Source organism: Arcobacter sp. L, assembly GCF_000284235.1.
Classification (GTDB): domain Bacteria; phylum Campylobacterota; class Campylobacteria; order Campylobacterales; family Arcobacteraceae; genus Aliarcobacter; species Aliarcobacter defluvii.
Window position 1 is genome coordinate 425,130 of record NC_017192.1, and the last position, 19,681, is coordinate 444,810.

Below are 19,681 nucleotides of genomic sequence, written 5' to 3' on the forward strand. Positions count from 1 at the left end.
AATGATATTTAACTTTTTATATTTTCTTATTTACGAAGGAGTAAATCCTTCGCAATAATTATCTAAGTGCTACTAATTTTCTTCTTAAGTAAGCGATTTTGTTTTGTAACGGTAAATGTTTTGGACAATGATCTTCACAAGCCATTAAAGACATACAACCAAAAATTCCATCATCATCACCGATTAATTCATAGAAATCTTCCGCTGTTCTTTTATCATGTGGGTCAACTTCAAATCTTGCAACTCTGTTTAATCCAACAGGTCCAACAAAGTTTGGTCTCATAAGCATTGTTCCACAAGAAGCAACACAAATACCACACTCAATACATCTATCTAATTCGAATGTTTCATTTGCAACATCTGGATCAATTCTATCTTCTAATTTAGAAATATCTACTTCGTGGTCATTATGAATCCATGACTCAACTCTTTTAGACATTCCATCCATCCATTTACCTGTGTTTACAGATAAATCTTTAATTAATTCAAATGCAGGCATTGGCATTAATTGTAATTTTCCAGTTGGATAATTTGCAATTAATGTTCTACAAGCTAATGATGGTTTTCCATTTACAACCATACCACAAGAACCACAAATACCTGCTCTACAAACGAAGTCAAAAGATAAATCTGGATCCATTGTTTCTCTAATTTTCATTAAAGCAATGAAAAGAGTCATACCTGGAGTTTCTTCTAATTTATATTCAACAAAGTGAGGTTTTGAAACCTTACTTCTTGGATTAAATTTAAGAACTGATATAGTTATTTCTCTACCTTTTTCGATACTCATTATAAATCTCCTGCTCTTTCGTTTTTCTCTTTATAATTCATTGGTAAGTCAAATGGCATCAATGCATGTTGAATCTCATGTCTATCTTTACCTTCTGCTTGCATTTTTTCAGTAACTTCATCAACTTCTGCTTGTCTTTTTGCAGATAATTCATTCTCAATAATCATACCTTTTGCACCATAACCTCTAAATGCAGGTGGTAATTCCATTGACATAATATCTAATGGTTCGTATGAAATAGTTGGAAGAGTTTGATTTTCATCAGGCCAAGAAGTTAACGTTCTATTTAACCAGTTAGCATCATCTCTTTTTAAATAATCTTCTCTATAGTGTGCACCTCTAGATTCAGTTCTTTCTAATGCACCTTTAGCAACACAAAGAGCAACTTTTAACATTCTTGGTACTCTATATGCTTCTTCTAATTCTGGATTTCCAACTCTTTCTTTAGATTTAACATTAATATGTTTTGTTTTTTTCAATAAATCTTCAAGCTCATTAACAGCTTCTTCTAAGTGTGGACCATCTCTAAAGATACCAACTTTTTCATCCATTAAGTTTTGCATTCTATTTTTGATTTTGAAAATATCTTCATTTCCATTATAAGATAAAATTTCATCAATGTATTTATTTTGTTTATCTAAGAATTTTTGAACCGTTGCTGTTGGAATATTAACATCATTAGATAAACAATAATCAGCAAAATAGTTACCAATAATCATACCTGCAACAACTGTTTCAGAAACAGAGTTCCCTCCAAGTCTATTAAATCCATGCATATCCCAACAAGAAGCTTCACCACAAGCAAATAATCCTGCTAATTTTTGTGATTCACCAGTTGGTTTAGTTCTAATTCCACCCATTGAGTAGTGTTGCATAGGAAGAACTGGTGCCCATCCTTTTTTACCCTCATCAGCTGGATCTATACCGTTGAAAATCATACAAATTTCTTGTACGTCTCTTAAGTTTTTCTCAATATGCTCTCTTCCTAGAATAGAAATATCTAACCATACGTGGTATCCATAAGGAGAAGGAACACCTTTTCCATTTCTAATATGCTCAATCATTCTTCTTGAAACAACGTCTCTTGAAGCTAGTTCTTTTTTCTCTGGTTCATAATCTGGCATAAATCTGTGACCATCAACATCTCTTAAGATACCACCATCTCCTCTACAACCTTCAGTTAATAAGATACCTGATGGTACGATTGGTGTTGGGTGAAATTGAACAGCTTCCATATTTCCTAAAGTTGCAATTCCAGTTTCAAGTGCGATTGCAGCTCCAATACCTTCACAAATTACAGCATTTGTAGTTTGTTTAAATACTCTTCCATATCCACCTGTTGCAATACATGTACCTTTTGCAACATAAGCTTCTAATTCACCAGTAATTAAATCTCTAACAACAGCTCCATAACATCTTCCATCTTCATGAATGATTGATAAAGCTTCTTTTCTATCTCTAATGTCAACATTGTTTCTCAATGCTTCATTTGCAACACCAAATAACATTGTATGTCCAGTTGCATCTGCTGTATAACAAGTTCTCCATTTTTTAGTTCCACCAAAGTCTCTTGATGTAATTAAACCATGTCTATCTTCTTCTTCTGTTATAGTTGTTTTTTTAGCATTAATAACTGCTTCTCTTGAACCAGCTTTTACTCTTGACCAAGGAACCCCCCAAGATGCTAATTCTCTAATAGCTTTTGGTGCAGTGTGAACGAACATTCTAGCAACTTCTTGATCACATCCCCAGTCAGAACCTTTAACAGTATCAGCAAAGTGTAAATCTTCATTATCACCATCAGACATTTTTGAGTTACCTAATGAAGCTTGCATACCACCTTGAGCAGCAGCAGAGTGTGATCTTTTAACAGGTACTAAAGATAAAACTATTGTACTTAAACCTTTTTTTTGTGCAGCAACAGCAGCTCTTAAACCTGCTAATCCTCCACCAATTACTAACGCATCACAGTAATTAATTTTCATTATGCAATTCTCCCAACACTTTTATTTGTTATATTAAATTCTATCACTTTAGCAGTTGGTTGATATCTTTCTCCAACTGTTCCATTTTTAGCATTTTCCATACCAATTTTCATATAAGCTGCAAGTGAAGCGAATCCTAATACTAAGAAGAATACTGTTAAAGCCCATTTAACTTTTTTAAGTGCTTTTCTTGTTGCTTTTGGATTTTCACCATCAAACCATCCCCATTTAACACATAATCTATAAAGACCAATTGTTCCATGGAATTCAACAGCTAGTAATAATAAGATATATAAAGGCCACATATATTCAGACCATACTCTATCTGAACTAGCCATTGGTCCAATTTTATCTGAATGTGTTAAGATTACATAAATATGTACAGATCCTAAGAAGAACATAGCAAAACCAGTGAAGGCTTGTGTAAACCAAAGTTTTGTATCATCATGTCCCATACTTTTTGCATGAGCTTTCATTACTTGAAATTGTTTGAAATTACCAGGTAATTTTCTCATACCAAGAGCAGCATGTACTATAAAAATTACAAATATTACTGCTGCAACTAAAGAAACTAATAAAGGATTTCCTCCCTCAAAAATAAAACTTCCTTCCAAAAGTTTTGTTACAGTGTACATAAAATCTTTCGATACTAATATCGAAGCAACTAACAACATATGTGCCCACATAAATAAAGCTAAGAAACCACCAGTAAAACTTTGAATAAAATCAAGTTTAGCTGGTAATCTACTTTTCTTTCCTTCAACTGTTTTCCCTAAATAACCTTCTATTAGGTCACTCATTTGCTATCCTTTCTGCGATTTTTGATTTTTTTGAATAATAGCAAAATAATAGCTTAAATCTACTTCAATGATAATTATATTTTTGAAGTTTTTTTATAGAAAAGGGCATTTAATATAGAGTGAGTTACCCCTGAAAAGGGGATTTTATTTAGATGTTTTTTTGTTTGAAAAATAGATTAATTATAAGTAGCCATGTTACATATTAACACAGTCTATTTTATAAATAAAGATTGAACAGATAATTGAGTTAAATTAATAATAGTGTCTATATTCATCACAGGTATAAAAAATACAATTGCTGAACCAATACCACCTAAAATAGTCAAGATTGCAACAAAAGCAATTGCATAAGTTGAAACTCTTTTATCATTAAATTCAATAGACACACACTCTTCTTTTGCTGGATAAAAATACATCATTGCAACAAGTTTGAAATAATAATATACAGAAACAATAGTTGCAATAATTGCAACTATTGTAAGCGTAGTATAACCTGCACTTATTGCTTCAGTGAATACATAAAACTTTCCAATAAATCCTATTGTTGAAGGAATTCCTGCAAGAGAAAATAAGAATATAGTCATCATAGCTGCTAAAAAGGGTCTTTGTTTTGCTAAACCTTTAAAATCATCATAGGTAACTTTTACATTTGTTTCTGAAATAATATGCGAAGCTAATCCAAATGCTCCAAGAGCTGATAATAAATATGCAATTAAATAAAACATGATTGCATAAGCAGAAGCAAGATTTATTAAATGCCCATCTTTATAACTTAAAGCAATAAAAGCAAGAAGTAAATAACCTGTATGAACAATAGAAGATGCAGCTAACATTCTTTTTACAATTTGTTGAGTAATTGCTAACCAAGTTCCAAATACAAGAGTTAAAATTATTATAACTGAAATTATGCCATCCCAGAAATCAACAATTGGTGCTATATATTCTAAAATCACTCTTAAGAAAAAAGAAAAAATTGCAATTTTAAATGTAGATGCCATATATGCAGTAATAATCATTGGTGCACCTCTATAAACATCTAATAACCAAGATTGGAAAGGAAACGCTGCAATTTTGAATAAAAAAGTAAATAAAATTAGAGTAAATCCAATATAAATTAAAACCATATCTTGAGAATTTGCATTTGTAATAAATGTTAAAATATCTGCTAAATTTGTGCTTGTTGTCGCTCCATAAATTAGAACTACTCCCAAGAGATAAAAAGCTCCAATAAATGAACCTAAAACCAAATATTTAAAAATTGCTTCAACTCTTTTTGCATCATCTGAATTGTATCCAACCATGATATAAACAGAAAAAGATGCAATTTCAAGTGCAATATATGCAGTAACTAACTCATTTGAGTGAGCTAATATCATCATTCCAAATAGTGCAAAAAGTAGAAGAGAAAAAAATTCCCCTTTAAAATAACTTCTATGTTGAAAATAATGCTCACCAATTAGTAAAGTTAATAATGTTCCAGCAATCAACATGATATTAAAAAAGTTTGAAAAACTATCAAAAGTTAAAACATTATTTAAAAAATGAGGATAAGGTTGAACTGAATAAGAAGTAGTTATATTTACTAGAGTGAATCCTAATGCTATTATCAAAAAAAATGATGAAACAACAATAAAGTTTTTAACATTGAATCTTTTATACATACTCATAAACATAAGTACAATTGCCCCAACTAGAATAATAAGAGTTGGAATTAAATACAAAAATTGATTCATTTTGTTGCTCCAATATGTAAGATGTCATTTAAATAATGTGTTACTGTTGGTTCAAATTTATTTATAAAAATTTCTGGATAAAGACCCATTAAGAAAACTAAAATAACCCATGGAATTAAACCTATGATCTCTTTAATTTTTAAATCTCTCATAATAAGTTCTTTTGAACCTTCAGGTCTATCTTGTAAAATTGCTCTTTGAAACATCCATAACATATATGAAGCTCCAATAATAACTGTAAGTGCAGCAATATAACCTAATGAATGATTAAAATCGTAAATTCCAAAAATTATTAATAATTCAGAAACAAAACCATTTGTTCCAGGAAGTCCTATATTTGCAAATAACATTACAGCAAAAATAAAAGTAAAAATAGGAGCTTTTTTTGCAATTCCACCTAAATCTTTGATTGTTTTAAATCCTGTTTGTTCTTGTAATAATCCAACTAATAAAAATAGGGCTCCCGTTGCAATAGCATGAGCAATTATTAGATATAAAGCTCCATTTATACCATAAGAATTTAAAGAAAAAATACCAGCAGATATAAAACTAAGATGTGAAGCTGACGAGTATGCAAACATTCTTTTTATGTCATCTTGCATAAGCGCAGCAATTCCAAAGTAGATTAATCCAAATAAACCAACTGCTACAAACCAAGTTGAAAATTCTACATAAATATCAGGAAAAATTGGAATCATAAATCTAACTATTGCATAAACTCCAAGTTTAGCCATAATAGAAGATAGTAAGAAAACTGCACCAGTTGGAGCATTTTTATATGTTTCCATAATCCAAGTATGTAGTGGAAAAATTGGGATTTTTATAGCAAATGCAGCTAAAAATGCTAAAAATAACCATACTTTAGTATTATAATCAATAGTTGTAATAGTCATTAACTTATCATAAGCAAAAGACCACGAACCAAACTCATTATGATATGAAACACCAAGATACAATATTGCAATAAACATTAGTAGTGATCCTACCATAGTATAAACAGTTACTTTTATTGTAGTAAATACTTTATTTCCAAATCCATATTGACCAATAAGTAAAAATACTGGTAAAAGCATAACTTCCCAGAAGAAATAAAATAAAACAACATCTAATGCTAGAACTGCCCCAGTTACTCCTGTTTGAACTAAAAGCATATTTATCCAATACCCCTTAGTCTTTCCTTCCCATAAAAGCAAATAAGATGTAGGAATAAGTATTGCAATCATCATTAAAATAGTAAGTGAAAAACCATCTAATCCTACATAATAATTTATCCCATAAGTTTCTATCCAAGGAACATTTGTTACAAATTGCATCCCTGAACTTGGTTCAAACTCTATATAAATTTTTAATACAAGGGCTAATATAACAGTTGTAGTTAAAAAAGCTATATTTCTAATTGTATTTATATCTCTTGTTGTTAGCATTAATCCAACAGCAACAACAGCAGGTAAAAATATAATAAATGAAAGTATATCTGCACTCATATTATAATCCTAAAGTAATATATAAATATACAAAAATGCAAGTCATTCCAACTAACATAAATGCTGCATAAAATCTAACATTTGCATTTTGTATCATGGCAACTTTTTTCCCTATGTTTATAAAAGTGATTGATGAATACATGATAAAAGCATCTATTATTTTTGTATCAACTATCTTATCAATAAAAGTAGATATAGCTTTTGTTGGCTGAACAAATAATGAGTCATAAATTTCATCAATATAAAATTTATTTCCTATAAATCCAGTTTCATTTTCAGGTTTAAATACATCAAAATTTGAATATTTAGAATATGCTAGCATAATTCCTGTCATTGCAACTATCACAGAAATAGCCATCAAAACATATTCTGTCATATGATCTAGATGAATATGTTTTGAATTTAAATTTCCAAGCCAAGTATCAATAAAATGATTTCCACCTAAAACAGAAGGAAGGTTTAAAAAACCTGCACCAATTGCACCAATTGCTAAAATAAACAAAGGAAGAGTAATTGTTTTTGAAGTATAAATATAGTCACTACTATGATGATTTGGAGCAACAAAAACTATAAAATACATTCTAAACATATAAAATGCAGTTAAAAAGGCAGTAAACAGTGCAATAGCCCAAATTAAATATTGTTCTTCTTGAAAAGCTGCTGCTAAAATTGCATCTTTTGAGAAAAATCCAGAAAATGGAGGAATCCCTGAAATTGCAATGACACCAATCAAAAAAGTCATCCCAATAATTGGAAGATTTGCTCTATGTTGTGCAATTTTAAAAATATTTTGTTCATGATGAAGTGCTATTATAATTCCACCAGCTCCCATGAATAACATAGCTTTAAAGAAAGCATGTGTAAATACATGAAAAAGTCCTGTTGAATAAAATCCAAGTCCAACAGCAATAAACATATAACCTAATTGACTCATTGTTGAATATGCAAGAATTTTTTTAATATCAGTTTGTTTTGTTGCTATTATAGCTGCAAACAGAGCTGAAAATGCACCAATATAAGCTATAAATAAACCTATTTCTTCAATTCCTGAATATAAAAAATGGAATCTCGCAACCATATATACACCAGCAGTTACCATTGTTGCAGCATGGATTAAAGCTGAAATAGGAGTTGGTCCTGCCATTGCATCAGGAAGCCAAACATAAAGTGGAATTTGTGCTGATTTTCCCATTGCTCCAACAAAAAGTAAAAAACCTGAGATAATTAAAAGTTCTTTAGATACATTTTCTATATTCGCTTCAATTGTTCCAAATGATAAATCAATTTGACCTAAAGCAAAAAACAGAGTTACAACACCAAGTAAAAAACCAAAATCACCAATTCTATTTACTATAAATGCTTTATTTGCAGCAAGTACATTTTCTTTATTACCATAATAAAATTTAATTAATAGATATGAACAAACTCCAACGCCTTCCCAACCAATAAATAAAATTATTGGATTATCTGCAAGAACCAATATTAACATTGAAGCTAAAAATAGATTGAAATATGCAAAAAATTTACCAAAACCATCATCATTTTTCATATAACCTATTGCATAAATATGTATTAACCATCCAACAAAAGTTACAAACATAGACATAAATATAGAAAGATTGTCCCCTAAAAAACTCATTTCTATATTTAATTTATCAACACTAAGCCATGTAAAAATATGTTGTTTAAATATGATTTTTTCTTCTAACATTTGAAGAAATAGATTTAATGTTATTAGAAATGATATCAATGGTGTAATTGTCCCAATTAAGGCAAAATATATCTCAGATACTTTATGCTTTTTTATATGATAAAAATATAAAAAAGTATTTGCTAAAGCCCCCAACAATGGAGCTAAAATTATCCAAACTAATAAAGAGGTACTCATGATTTTTCCCCTTGTGACAGAGTTGTGAAAATATCTGTATCAAGAGATTTTCTTGATCTATATAATAAAATTATTACAGACAAAAATATAGCAGCTTCAGCAGCAGCAATAGATATAACCATAATTGTAATAATTTGAGGATCTAGATTAAAGTGATATCTTGCAAATGTAACTAAAAATAAGTTTATTCCATTTAACATCATTTCAATTGACATATAAATAACAAAAATATTTTTTCTTGAAATAACTCCAATTGCACCAATAGAAAACAACATCATTGATACAAATGCGTAAGAAGTTAGTGAAATCATACTTAATCCTCCTTGCTATTTAATTTAGATTTTCTTTTTTTAGCAAGAACTACTGAACCAATTAATGCAATTAAAAGTAAAATAGAGATTAATTCAAAAGAGATAATCCAATTATTATAAAGTTCTAATCCAACAGGTTTTATAGCTCCAAAATCACTATCACTAATTGATAAATCTTTTGAAGGAAGATTTGAAATTGCTTTTAAAACAAGAATGTTTAGAGGTATCATTATAGCAGTACCTAAAGCAATTAATTTATATTTATTTGGTTCATTTGGTAAATCTTCATCTTTAATATTTAAAAACATTAAAATAAAAAGAATTAGTGTCATAATAGCTCCTGCATAAACTATTATTTGAACTAAAAATAAAAAAGTTGCATTTAAAAGGGCAAACATCCCAGCAACACTAAGCATTGTAACTAATACACCAAGTGCACTGTACATTGGACTTTTATAAACTATCATAGCAATAGCGCCTGTTATTGCAAAAAATGCTAAGGCAATAAAAATTAAATCAGCCATTATTTCAAATCCTTTGCTCTTTCATTAGCCATTAAAGCTTTTTTATCTAAAACAAAATCTTCTCTTTTAGAACCTGTAAATGAAAAAATTCCTGTATCCATTCTAATTGCATCGCAAGGACAAGCTTCAACACAATATCCACAAAATACACACTCTAATAAATCAATTTTAAACTCTTTTGGTCTTTTTTCATTGTGTTCATCAAATCTCTCTTCTGCTTCAATAAAAATACATTCAGCAGGACATGCAGTTGCACACATATAACAAGCAACACATTTTTCTGTTCCATCATCAAATTTTGTGAGCCTATGAACACCTCTATATCTTTCGTTTAAATCAGTTGGTTGAACTTCTGGATATTGCATAGTTTTTAAATTGTCAATATCAGTTAAATTTTTTATGAAATGTTTGAAAGTTGTTTTCATTCCTCCTGCAATTGCAGGTAAGTATAATTTATCTTTAAATGATTTTCCATATCTTGGTACTACTTTTATTGCCATCTTATTTTCCTACCACAACTATAATCGCAGTAACTACGATATTTAAAAGAGCTAATGGAATTAAAACTTTCCAACCCAACATCTGTAATTGGTCATATCTAAATCTTAAAACAGTCCATCTTACCCAAATATAAACAAATGCCATCATAAAAAACTTGATTAAAAATGTTCCTACTTGAATTACAGCAGTTGTAATATTTACACCATTTGTTCCAAGTCCTGTAATTAAAAAAGAGATTAAAAGAGCGATTAAAACAAAACAAATAGACCAAAATGCAACCGTTAAAATTTTTGTCTCTTTTTCTCTACTTTTATTTTCACCTATTGCTTTATTGTTTTTTTTCATCCATCTTGTGAAGAAGAATATTTTTAATGGAAGAATTATTATGATTGCTAGGATAACATAATTTATATTACTTTGAATAGCTTGTGTATCTAACCAAGGGATTTGATATCCTCCAAAAAATAGAGTTACAATTAAAGCACTTGATGCACTCATTGCTGCATATTCACCAACTTGAAAAAGACCAAATTTCATTGCACTATATTCAGTATGATATCCTGCAACTAATTCTGATTCTCCTTCTGCTAAGTCAAAAGGCGCTCTATTTGTTTCTGCAAAAGAACAAACAATAAAAATTATTGCAGCAAGTGGTTGTACAAAAATTCCCCACATTGGAATAAAACCAAGATAAGTTCCACTTTGAGCATTTACCATATCAGTTAGATGAATTGAACCATAAGAAATAATCATAGAAATAATTGCAAGTCCCATAGCTGCTTCATATGAAATAACTTGTGCACTGGCTCTAATTGAACCTAAAAGTCCATATTTATTTCCTGATGAGTAACCTCCAAGAATTATTCCATAAACACTAAGTCCTGCAAATGCAATAAACCACATAATTCCAAGTTGATTTGGAATTGCTTGCATGATATTTTCTTTTCCATCTATAACTAAAACATCAGCAAAAGGAATAACTGCAAAAGTTAAAAAAGAACATAAAAATACAATTACAGGAGCAACTGTAAAGAAAAACTTGTATCTAATATGTGAAGGGGTAAAATCCTCTTTAAAAACAAGTTTTAGCATATCTGCAAAACTTTGAATTAATCCACCTAATCTAAAAGGTCCAATATTACATCTATTTGGACCACTTCTATCTTGCATAAGTCCTGAGACTCTTCTCTCCCACCAAACAAATAAAGGAGTTAATCCAACAGCTAATAATACAGCTATTACAATGTTTACTATAATTATAATTGTGCTACTCATAGAGTTCCTTTTTCAATCATAGATTTTAAATTTTCTATTATTGTTGTTATAGTTTTCATTGGATTATTTTTATTCATTTTTGAAATAACTTTTTGTTTAATTCCATCACAATTTGTATAAGTTCCAGATTTTTCATAAAAAGAAGCTACAGGAACAGCAATATTTGAATAACCAATAGTAAGACATAAATGACTAAAAAAAGAGATAATTTTTTTATTTTCTAATAATTTTATATTATTCTCAAAATAATCATTTTCAATTATAAACACTAAAGAAGCATTTTTTAAACTATCTTCAAAAAATTCTTCTGTTTCATCAATTTCAAGTTCTTTAAAAGAAGCTCTATTTGAAGTTTTATCATTTTGTCTTAGATAATTATCAGCAAAATTTTCATCAAATGTATTTGGTGAATATCCTGATAAATTTATATTTAATTTTCTTGCTAAATTTTTTACATTTAACATCTCTTCATAAGAAAGATTTGGACTTAATACCATTAGGATATTTTTATTTGTAGTTAATTCTTTAAAAATATTTGCAATTGTATTATTTATATCTGTTTCATTTTTATTTACTAAAGGAATCTCAAATCTATTATCATTCTCTTTTGAGTAAGATAATCTCCCTTCATCACACATAAACCAACCATTTATTGCTCTATTTACTCTTGGTCTAAATCTAAAAATTTGGTCATCTTTGTATTTTTCTTTTCTATGATCAACAAAAATATTACAACCCTTTGAACAACCATTACAAATGGCATCGAAAGTTTCTAAAAACCAAACTCTTTGTTTAAATCTAAAATCTTTATTCGTTAAAGCACCAACTGGGCATAAATCAATAACATTCATGGCATAAGGATTATTTAAAGGTCGACCAGGAAAAATTCCAATAACTGAGTGATCAGCTCGACTTATAACACCTAATTCATTTGTTTTTGTAATATCTGAACAAAATCTAACACATCTTGTACAAAGTACACATCTTTCTTGGTCTAGCATTACATTAGAACCAATATCAACTCTTTTTCTTGCATGATTTTTAGAATTTACATTTATTCTTGATTCATAAAATCCAGATTCCATGTAATAATCTTGTAATTTACATTCTCCAGCTTGGTCGCAAGTTGGACAATCAATAGGATGATTGATAAGTTCAAGTTCAAGAATTTCTCGTCTTACTTTCTCGATATTCTCACCTTTTGTTCTTATAATCATCCCATCTTTTATAGGAGTATCACAAGCAATTTGAGGTCTTTTTTGACCTTCAATTTCAACCATACACATTCTACAATTTCCATCTTTGCCCAATGCTTGATGATAACAAAAGTGAGGGATATGAACATTTTCATCCAGTAATTTATCAATCAACAAGCTACCTTTTGTAGCTTGCATTTCTACGCCATTGATTGTAATATTAACTATCTCTGCCATATATATCCCTTTCAACTTAAGTTTATTTTTTCTTAGTTACCTGTATATAACTGTCTTGGTCTTGCAATTTTATGTTTTGGATCTTGTTTCAATTCAGACCATTGTGATAACCATCCTGGAGTTCTTCCAATAACGAAGATTGGAGTAAACATTTCAACAGGAATTTTAAGAGCAGTTAAAATTACACCTGAATAGAAGTCAATATTTGGATATAATCCTCTTTCTTTGAAGTAATCATCTTTTAATGCAGCTTCTTCAACAGCAGCAGCAACATCTAATAATTTAGAATCAAGATTTAATTCTTCTCTTAATTTATCTTGTAATCCTTTTAATGTTTCAGCTCTTGGATCTCTATTTTTATAAACTCTATGTCCGAATCCCATTAATCTAAATGGATCATTTTTATCTTTAGCTTTTGCAATATATGTTGGAACATTTTTAACATCACCGATTAATTTTAACTGATCCATAACTTTTTCATTAGCACCACCATGAGCAGAACCCCATAATGCAGAAATACCAGAAGCAATAGCAACATAAGGGTGAGCTTCAGTTGAACCAACATTTCTAACTGTTGTTGTAGAAGCATTTTGTTCATGATCAGCATGTAAAGTAAAGATTGCATCAAGTGCATCAATTTCAACTTGTCTAATCTCTTGATTTTTGCCATCACCTAAATATTTCATTCTACCACCTGGATATGCTCTTAACATATATAAGAAGTTTTCAGTGAAATATTTATTTACATCTGGATAAATTAATGGAGTACCAATAGAATTTCTATAAGCCATAGCTGCAATTGTAGGCATTTTAGCTAAGATTCTTCTTCTCATCATTTTAAATTGTTCTTCATCTTCTAAATGTAAGTGATCTTTATAAAATGCTGCAAGTGCCATAGTAGCTGCTCCCATTGTTGCCATTGGGTGTGCACCATCTGGTAAAGCATCAAATAATCTAATAATTCCTTCATTTAAGAAAGATCTATGTCTAATTTCTAAATCAAAGTTTTTAGAAGCTTCAGGAGTTGGAAGTTTTCCTCTCATTAATAAATAAGAAACATCTAAGAAAGAGTGTTTTCCAGCTAAATCAGCAATGTCATACCCTCTATATCTTAACTCTGAATTTTCACCATCAATAAATGTGATTTTTGATTCACAAGAAGCAGTAGAAGTATAACCTGGGTCATAAGTAAACATACCTGAATCTTTATAAAATGTAGAAATATCTACAACACTTGGTCCTCTTGTACCATCAATAATATTATACTCATATGACTTACCATTTCTATTATCTGTTAATGTCATTGTGTTTTTTGCCATAATTCTTTTTCTCCTATAAATAAATTAAATTTTAGTTTTTTAAATATGTTTTAAATTCGTCTGGGAATTTTTTTATAATACTTGAAATGATATCTTTTACTGCTGGTGCAAAAACACAAATTGTTTTTCCATTCATAGTATTACAAACATCAAGTATAGTTTTTAAATCTTCATTTGAAGCATCTCCACTTAAGATTTTTTTCAAAATCTTATCTATCCATCCTGTACCCTCTCTACAAGGTGTACATTGACCGCAAGATTCATGGTGATAAAATTCAATAATATTTTTTGCTACATCAACCATAGATGTATCTTCATCAATAACTATCATTCCTCCTGTACCTAAAGTTGAACCAATATCTCCCATTGATTCATAGTCTAATACTGCACGTTCAACTTCAGAAGCGGTTAGTATTGGACAAGATGAACCTCCTGGGATAATTGCTTTTAATTTTTTTCCTTCAATCATTCCTCCACCTAGAATATTAAGAAAATCTATCATCTTATTACCATATGCCATTTCATAAACACCAGGATTATTAACTGGTCCTGAAATTGCAAATAACATTGTTCCTGGTGATTTTTCTGTTCCATATTTAGTATAACCTTGTGCTCCATTTTCTACAATATTTGGAACACTAGCTATTGTTTCTACATTATTAACAGTTGCAGGATTATCGAAGAACCATTCACACTCTTTTCCATGTGGTTTAAGTCTTGGATGTCCACGTTTCCCCTCAAGTGATTCAATTAGTGCAGATTTTTCACCACAAATATATGCACCTCCACCTCTATGAACAGTAATATCAAGTTTAAAATCATATTTATTCATGATTTTATCTCCAATGATTCCAGCTTCATAGGCTTCTTTTATTGCAGCATTTACTCTATCAATAAAGAATTTATATTCGCCTCTTATATAAATATAAGCATGATGTGCACTTAAAGCATAACATGTACAAATAATACCCTCAATTAAAAGATGAGGGTCATATTGAAAAATTTGTCTATCTTTAAAAGTTCCAGGTTCACTTTCATCACCATTTACTATTAAATATCTAGGACGTTCATCAACTGGCGGCATTAATTCCCATTTTGGTCCACACGCAGCTCCACCACCACCTTTTCCTCTAAGTCCTGATTTTACAACTTCTTGTGTAACTTCATCAGGAGTCATTGAAAATAATTTATCTATAGAAGAGTATCTACCATTTGCAAGAGCTACTTCTAATTTATGAGAATTAGGAATATCGAAATTTTTACTTACAATTTTAGTTATCATTTCTGCACTCCTTTATAATCTCATCAACTTTTTCTTTAGTTAATTTTTCGTGATACTTTCCATTTAATGCAAACATAGGTGCTCCACCACAAGCTCCAAGACATTCAACTTCTGTTAGTGTAAATAATCCATCATCGCTTGTTTGACCAGCTTCAATACCTATCGTTTCTTTTATATGTTTTTTTAATTCACGGCTACCACATAACATACAAGAGACAGTTTTACAAAGTTCAATATGATATTTTCCTATTGGTTTTAAATTAAACATAGTATAAAAAGTTGCAACTTCATACACTTGAATAGGAGTTTTCCCAAGTTTTTGTGCTATATAAATCATAGCTTCAGGACTTACCCATCCAATTTGTTCTTGAACTAACCAAAGTGCTGGTAACATACAAGAATCAATTTTTGGATATCTTGATACATATTCTTGAAATTTTATTTCATTTTCAGGTGTGTATTCAAATGTATTCATTATCTATCAAACTCCCCTGCAATAAAATTCATACTTGCCATTGTTACAACTGCATCAGCAAGCATTCCACCTTCAACAATTTTTGAATAAGCAGCTAATGAATAAAAACATGGTGGTCTACATTTTACTTTATAAGGTCTTCCACTTCCATCACTAACTATAAAAAATCCTAACTCTCCATTTGCAGCTTCTGTTGAAGAATAGTACTCACCTTTTGGTACATGAATTCCTTCAAATGTAAGTTTAAATTGATTCATTAAACCTTCAATATTTCCATAAACATCTTTTTTTGAAGGAAGTAATATTCCTGGAGCATTAACATTTATAGCACCATCAGGAAGATTTTTCATAGCTTGTTTTATAATTTTAATAGATTGTTTCATCTCTTCAAATCTACACATCATTCTGTCATAAACATCACCATGACTTCCAATTATCATATCAAAATCAAAGTTTTCATAACCATAATATGGTTTGTCTTTTCTTAAATCATGAGCAACACCAGCTGCTCTTAAATTTGGTCCTGAAATTCCATTTTTTAGTGCAAAATCTGCTTTTATCACACCCACATCTTGAGTTCTATCTAAAAAGATTTTATTATGAGCGATTAGTGATAATGCATCATTTATTGCAGTTTCAACATCTTTTAAAACATCAAATAAATCTTCATTGAAGCCATCATACAAGTCAAATTCTAAACCACCAATTCTTGTGTAAGTATTTGTAAGTCTTGCACCTGTTAATTTTGATAATAATTCATAAGCTTTATCTCTTGGAGCAAATAGGTACCAAAAGTTTGTAAGTCCACCAAGGTCAACCATATTTGCAGCATTACAAACTAAGTGGTCGATAATTCTACTTAGTTCACCAATAACTATTCTAATCATTTTAGCTCTTGGAGTTATATCAATTCCTAACATCTCTTCAACAGCTTTTGAATAACCAATATTATTTAAAATTGCACTACAATAATTTAATCTATCTGTATATGGAATGATTTGTGAATATGTATGATTCTCACAAGATTTTTCAAATCCTCTATGTAAATATCCAATTTCCGTTACACAAGCTGTAATTGTTTCACCTTCCATAGCAACAAAATTTCTAATTGTTCCATGTGATGCTGGATGAGAAGGACCTACATTTAGAAGCATTAAATCTTTTATCTCTTCGTCATTATAACCTTTAGATTTTAGTAATGGAAGCATTTCATCCATCAAATCTTCAGTTTGTGTACAAATTTGTCCTTTTGTAGTTTCATAATCTTTTCTTAAAGGATGTCCTAGAAATTGATGATGATTTAAAACTCTTTTTAAATTAGGATGACCAACAAATTTTATTCCATATTGGTCATATGTTTCTCTTTCTGCCCAATTTGCAGATTCATATAAATCACAAATTGAATCTATCTCTAAAGTATTATCATCAACAAAAGATTTAATAGAAATTTGTTTTTTAAAAGTTGAATCTCTTAATATATAAACTACAGCAAATCTAGAAGGTGTAATATCTGGATATTTTGAATAATCTACAGCAGTAATATCGAGTAAAATAGTGTAGTTTTCATCATTTTTAAGTTTAAAAATAGTCGATTTTAAATCTTTAGAATCGATTAACATATCACAATTAAACATCTAAAAATCCTTTATAATCTTTGACTCTATCTTTTAAAATTGATTCATCTTTTGCTTTTTCTTGAATTCTCATAATAGCATCAAGTACTGCTTCTGGACGTGGTGGACAACCTGCAATATATTCATCAACTGGAATAATTTGATCAATTCCTTGAACAGTTGTATAGTTATCATAAAAGCCACCACTACAAGCACAAGCTCCCATTGAAATAACCCATTTAGGTTCACACATTTGTTCATAGATTTTTTTTAAAATAGGAGCTTGTTTGTATGATATTGTTCCTGCAACTATTAATAAATCTGCTTGTCTTGGAGAAAATCTTACAACTTCAGCTCCAAATCTTGATAAATCATATTTAGAACCAGCAACAGCCATAAATTCAATACCACAACAAGCAGTACCAAATGCCATAGGCCATAAAGAATAAGATCTTCCCCAGTTTATAGCGTGATCAAGTTTTGTTGTAACTATGCTATCACCTAGTTTTGATTCAACCCCTAATCCCATAATAAAGCCTTTTTCTTATAGATATAAATTAATCCAGCAAATAACAGTCCCATAAATATAAACATTTTGATTAGTCCATAATATCCTAATTGCTCAACATTTACAGCCCAAGGAAACATGAAAATAATTTCAACATCAAATAATAAAAAGGAAATGGCAACTAAATAAAATTTTACAGAAAATCTGATATTTGTATTTCCAATTGGATTTGTAATACCACTTTCATAAACACTATTTTTTATTTCTGATTTTTCATTTTTAGGACCAATGAATCTAGTTAAAACAAATACACCAGAAAGAATAAGTCCTATAGAAACAAAAATTACAGAAGCCAATATTAATTCAGTTGACATTTTTTCCCCTATTTATTAATATTATTAAATGATTGTACACTTTTTTTATGTACATAATAAAGTTTTTTCCCTATTTCTAAACTATTATAAAAATAGTGAGAAAAAAGGTAATACTTTATTTGCTAGATATTTTTAAAATTCTTTTAATAATTGTTCTAAGGCTATTTTTAGGGCGTTCTGCGTTAATGCTGTATTTAATCTAAAATATTTATTTCCATTGCTACCAAAAGAAACACCATCATTTAGTGCAATTTTACATTTTGTAAGTAATTTATTTTTTATTTCATTATGCGTTAGTGAGGTTCTTGAAAAATCAAGCCACAATAAATAAGTTGCTTCAGGTATAAAAAAATCTATTTTTGAATTAGAATTTTTTAAATAATCTTTTGTAAATAAGATATTACTCATTATATAGCTTTTTAATTCTTTTACAAATAATGAACCATTTTCATAGGCTGCTTTTGTTGAAACATAACCAAAAAAGTTAATTGAATTTATCTCTCTTTTAATTGCAATTTTTTTAAATTTATTTAAAATTTCTTCATTTTTACTTATTGCATATGCACAATTAAGACCTGCAATATTAAAAGTTTTTCCAGCACTATTAAGTGTAATTGTTTGATTTGCAATCTCTTTTGAAATAGAAGCAAGTGGAGTGAATTTTTTAAAAGTAATATCACTATGAATTTCATCTGAAACTATTATAATATTGTGTTTTATACAAATGTTTGCCAATTTTTCTAGTTCATCTTTACTCCAAACACGACCAACTGGATTATGAGGAGAACAAAGTGCTAGAATTTTTGTTTTAGAAGTTATTTTTTTTTCTAAATCTTCTAAATCCATAGTGTAATAACCATTTTCATCTTTTTTTAATTCATTTACAACTACTTTTCTTTCATTTGCTGTAACACATTTGAAAAGTGGTGGATAAATTGGAGTTTGAACAATAACTTCATCACCAACTTCACTAAATGCTTCAATACAAGCACTATAAGCTGGAACTACACCGTTTATCATAAAAATATCTTTTTGCTCAATTTTCCAATCATGTTCATTTTTTTGCCAATTTATAATTGAAGCATAAAGTTCAGGTGTATCAACACTATAACCATATAAAGAGTTTTGAGCTGCTTTTATAATCGCATCGTTTATAAATGCTGGAGTTTTAAAATCCATATCAGCAACCCAAAGAGGATTTAAATCCTCATATCCAAAATATTTTTTTAAACCATCATATTTTGCACAATTTGTATTTTTTCTATTTATTTCTTCATCGAAATTATATTCAATATTATTAATCATACTTAAAACCTCTATTATAAACTATATTTTATTGATAAAATGATATAAGATTTCAACTTAATTAACTGATGAATTGAATTT

The 19,681-nt window shown here is 29.3% G+C and carries 18 protein-coding genes; all 18 read right to left on the reverse strand.

Features of this window, described 5'->3' with window-relative positions; translation table 11 throughout:
• Positions 1-58 precede the first annotated feature (58 nt).
• Positions 59-790, reverse strand: a complete 732-nt coding sequence (locus tag ABLL_RS02250; protein ID WP_014473157.1) for a fumarate reductase iron-sulfur subunit — start codon at positions 788-790, stop codon at positions 59-61.
• Positions 790-2,775, reverse strand: a complete 1,986-nt coding sequence (locus tag ABLL_RS02255; protein WP_014473158.1) for a fumarate reductase flavoprotein subunit — start codon at positions 2,773-2,775, stop codon at positions 790-792. The genes ABLL_RS02250 and ABLL_RS02255 overlap by 1 nt, the downstream gene beginning before the upstream one ends.
• A complete protein-coding gene (locus ABLL_RS02260) occupies positions 2,775-3,575 on the reverse strand; it encodes a fumarate reductase cytochrome b subunit (RefSeq protein WP_014473159.1) in 801 nt (266 codons plus the stop codon). Before ABLL_RS02260 ends, ABLL_RS02255 begins: the two co-directional genes overlap by 1 nt.
• A gap of 212 nt (positions 3,576-3,787) precedes the next feature.
• Positions 3,788-5,308 carry an NADH-quinone oxidoreductase subunit N gene (locus tag ABLL_RS02265; protein WP_014473160.1) on the reverse strand — a complete coding sequence of 507 codons (1,521 nt, stop codon included), beginning with the start codon at positions 5,306-5,308 and terminating at the stop codon, positions 3,788-3,790.
• Positions 5,305-6,792 (reverse strand): NuoM family protein, encoded by a 1,488-nt coding sequence (locus ABLL_RS02270; protein ID WP_014473161.1) that lies wholly within the window; start codon positions 6,790-6,792, stop codon positions 5,305-5,307. The genes ABLL_RS02265 and ABLL_RS02270 overlap by 4 nt, the downstream gene beginning before the upstream one ends.
• Before the next feature lies 1 nt (position 6,793).
• Entirely contained in the window at positions 6,794-8,680 is a 1,887-nt protein-coding gene (gene nuoL, locus ABLL_RS02275) for an NADH-quinone oxidoreductase subunit L (protein WP_014473162.1), read from the reverse strand.
• Positions 8,677-8,991, reverse strand: a complete 315-nt coding sequence (gene nuoK / locus ABLL_RS02280) for an NADH-quinone oxidoreductase subunit NuoK (RefSeq protein ID WP_014473163.1) — start codon at positions 8,989-8,991, stop codon at positions 8,677-8,679. The genes nuoL and nuoK overlap by 4 nt, the downstream gene beginning before the upstream one ends.
• A gap of 2 nt (positions 8,992-8,993) precedes the next feature.
• Positions 8,994-9,515 (reverse strand): NADH-quinone oxidoreductase subunit J, encoded by a 522-nt coding sequence (locus ABLL_RS02285; protein ID WP_014473164.1) that lies wholly within the window; start codon positions 9,513-9,515, stop codon positions 8,994-8,996.
• Complete coding sequence (locus ABLL_RS02290; RefSeq protein WP_014473165.1) at positions 9,515-10,015, reverse strand: NADH-quinone oxidoreductase subunit I; 501 nt, start codon at positions 10,013-10,015, stop codon at positions 9,515-9,517. Before ABLL_RS02290 ends, ABLL_RS02285 begins: the two co-directional genes overlap by 1 nt.
• Position 10,016: 1 nt before the next feature.
• Positions 10,017-11,291 (reverse strand): complex I subunit 1 family protein, encoded by a 1,275-nt coding sequence (locus tag ABLL_RS02295; RefSeq protein ID WP_014473166.1) that lies wholly within the window; start codon positions 11,289-11,291, stop codon positions 10,017-10,019.
• Complete coding sequence (locus ABLL_RS02300) at positions 11,288-12,724, reverse strand: 2Fe-2S iron-sulfur cluster-binding protein (RefSeq protein ID WP_014473167.1); 1,437 nt, start codon at positions 12,722-12,724, stop codon at positions 11,288-11,290. The genes ABLL_RS02295 and ABLL_RS02300 overlap by 4 nt, the downstream gene beginning before the upstream one ends.
• 32 nt (positions 12,725-12,756) lie before the next feature.
• Positions 12,757-14,043 carry a citrate synthase gene (locus tag ABLL_RS02305; protein WP_014473168.1) on the reverse strand — a complete coding sequence of 429 codons (1,287 nt, stop codon included), beginning with the start codon at positions 14,041-14,043 and terminating at the stop codon, positions 12,757-12,759.
• A gap of 31 nt (positions 14,044-14,074) precedes the next feature.
• Positions 14,075-15,325, reverse strand: a complete 1,251-nt coding sequence (gene nuoF / locus ABLL_RS02310) for an NADH-quinone oxidoreductase subunit NuoF (protein WP_014473169.1) — start codon at positions 15,323-15,325, stop codon at positions 14,075-14,077.
• Complete coding sequence (gene nuoE, locus ABLL_RS02315; protein ID WP_014473170.1) at positions 15,315-15,800, reverse strand: NADH-quinone oxidoreductase subunit NuoE; 486 nt, start codon at positions 15,798-15,800, stop codon at positions 15,315-15,317. Before nuoE ends, nuoF begins: the two co-directional genes overlap by 11 nt.
• Positions 15,800-17,434, reverse strand: coding sequence for an NADH-quinone oxidoreductase subunit D (locus ABLL_RS02320; RefSeq protein ID WP_014473171.1), 1,635 nt, complete (start codon positions 17,432-17,434; stop codon positions 15,800-15,802). Before ABLL_RS02320 ends, nuoE begins: the two co-directional genes overlap by 1 nt.
• Positions 17,427-17,942: an NADH-quinone oxidoreductase subunit B gene (locus ABLL_RS02325; protein ID WP_014473172.1), complete on the reverse strand. Its 516-nt coding sequence runs from the start codon at positions 17,940-17,942 to the stop codon at positions 17,427-17,429. Before ABLL_RS02325 ends, ABLL_RS02320 begins: the two co-directional genes overlap by 8 nt.
• Complete coding sequence (locus ABLL_RS02330; RefSeq protein WP_014473173.1) at positions 17,933-18,295, reverse strand: NADH-quinone oxidoreductase subunit A; 363 nt, start codon at positions 18,293-18,295, stop codon at positions 17,933-17,935. The genes ABLL_RS02325 and ABLL_RS02330 overlap by 10 nt, the downstream gene beginning before the upstream one ends.
• A 132-nt stretch (positions 18,296-18,427) precedes the next feature.
• Positions 18,428-19,600, reverse strand: a complete 1,173-nt coding sequence (locus tag ABLL_RS02335) for a MalY/PatB family protein (protein ID WP_014473174.1) — start codon at positions 19,598-19,600, stop codon at positions 18,428-18,430.
• Positions 19,601-19,681 lie beyond the last annotated feature (81 nt).

What these genes read in the sequence shown, in the direction of transcription:
- ABLL_RS02250 (WP_014473157.1), bottom strand. Translation starts at nt 790, where the DNA reads ATGAGTATCGAAAAAGGTAGAGAAATAACTATATCAGTTCTTAAATTT.
- ABLL_RS02255 (WP_014473158.1), bottom strand. Translation starts at nt 2,775, where the DNA reads ATGAAAATTAATTACTGTGATGCGTTAGTAATTGGTGGAGGATTAGCA.
- ABLL_RS02260 (WP_014473159.1), bottom strand. Translation starts at nt 3,575, where the DNA reads ATGAGTGACCTAATAGAAGGTTATTTAGGGAAAACAGTTGAAGGAAAG.
- ABLL_RS02265 (WP_014473160.1), bottom strand. Translation starts at nt 5,308, where the DNA reads ATGAATCAATTTTTGTATTTAATTCCAACTCTTATTATTCTAGTTGGG.
- ABLL_RS02270 (WP_014473161.1), bottom strand. Translation starts at nt 6,792, where the DNA reads ATGAGTGCAGATATACTTTCATTTATTATATTTTTACCTGCTGTTGTT.
- nuoL (WP_014473162.1), bottom strand. Translation starts at nt 8,680, where the DNA reads ATGAGTACCTCTTTATTAGTTTGGATAATTTTAGCTCCATTGTTGGGG.
- nuoK (WP_014473163.1), bottom strand. Translation starts at nt 8,991, where the DNA reads ATGATTTCACTAACTTCTTACGCATTTGTATCAATGATGTTGTTTTCT.
- ABLL_RS02285 (WP_014473164.1), bottom strand. Translation starts at nt 9,515, where the DNA reads ATGGCTGATTTAATTTTTATTGCCTTAGCATTTTTTGCAATAACAGGC.
- ABLL_RS02290 (WP_014473165.1), bottom strand. Translation starts at nt 10,015, where the DNA reads ATGGCAATAAAAGTAGTACCAAGATATGGAAAATCATTTAAAGATAAA.
- ABLL_RS02295 (WP_014473166.1), bottom strand. Translation starts at nt 11,291, where the DNA reads ATGAGTAGCACAATTATAATTATAGTAAACATTGTAATAGCTGTATTA.
- ABLL_RS02300 (WP_014473167.1), bottom strand. Translation starts at nt 12,724, where the DNA reads ATGGCAGAGATAGTTAATATTACAATCAATGGCGTAGAAATGCAAGCT.
- ABLL_RS02305 (WP_014473168.1), bottom strand. Translation starts at nt 14,043, where the DNA reads ATGGCAAAAAACACAATGACATTAACAGATAATAGAAATGGTAAGTCA.
- nuoF (WP_014473169.1), bottom strand. Translation starts at nt 15,325, where the DNA reads ATGATAACTAAAATTGTAAGTAAAAATTTCGATATTCCTAATTCTCAT.
- nuoE (WP_014473170.1), bottom strand. Translation starts at nt 15,800, where the DNA reads ATGAATACATTTGAATACACACCTGAAAATGAAATAAAATTTCAAGAA.
- ABLL_RS02320 (WP_014473171.1), bottom strand. Translation starts at nt 17,434, where the DNA reads ATGTTTAATTGTGATATGTTAATCGATTCTAAAGATTTAAAATCGACT.
- ABLL_RS02325 (WP_014473172.1), bottom strand. Translation starts at nt 17,942, where the DNA reads ATGGGATTAGGGGTTGAATCAAAACTAGGTGATAGCATAGTTACAACA.
- ABLL_RS02330 (WP_014473173.1), bottom strand. Translation starts at nt 18,295, where the DNA reads ATGTCAACTGAATTAATATTGGCTTCTGTAATTTTTGTTTCTATAGGA.
- ABLL_RS02335 (WP_014473174.1), bottom strand. Translation starts at nt 19,600, where the DNA reads ATGATTAATAATATTGAATATAATTTCGATGAAGAAATAAATAGAAAA.